1 protein-coding gene is annotated in these 544 nt (G+C 77.4%); it reads right to left on the bottom strand.

Annotated elements, in window-relative coordinates; translation table 11 throughout:
- On the bottom strand, nt 1–544 hold a 544-nt coding region (locus IE249_RS35805), incomplete at both ends, for an MBL fold metallo-hydrolase (protein WP_229857159.1).

Below are 544 nucleotides of genomic sequence, written 5' to 3' on the forward strand. Positions count from 1 at the left end.
TCCGGCCGGGTGGTCCTCCTCCAGGTGCAGGCAGACGTGGCCGGGGGTGTGGCCCGGGGTCCAGACGGCGCGCATCCGGCGGCCGGGCAGGTCGAGCAGTTCGCCGGGGACGATCTCGCGGTCCGGGAGGGCGGGGGCCAGGCCCGGCAGCGTACGGCCGCGCGCGGCGCGCAGGGGCGCCACGTGGTCCTCGGGGGCGCCGGCCGCCTCCAGCTTGGCCGCCATGTAGGCGAACCAGCGCTCCGGCGGGGCCTCGCGGGTGCGCCGTACGATCGCGATGTCCGCCGCGTGCATCGCGACCCACGCGCCGGAAGCCTCCCGGACCCGCTCGGACAGGCCGTGGTGGTCCGGGTGGTGGTGGGTGATCACCACGCCGTGCACGTCCGCCGGCGAGGTGCCGCACGCCGCGAGCCCCTCGGCGAGCGCCTCCCAGGAGGCCGGGTCGTCCCAGCCCGTGTCCACCAGCACCGGGCCCCGGCCGGTGTCCACGACGTACACCAGCGTGTGGCCCAGGGGGTTGTCGGGAATCGGCACGGCCACGGAC

The sequence above is a fragment of the Streptomyces anandii JCM 4720 genome (genome assembly GCF_014650655.1).
Lineage (GTDB): Bacteria > Actinomycetota > Actinomycetes > Streptomycetales > Streptomycetaceae > Streptomyces > Streptomyces anandii.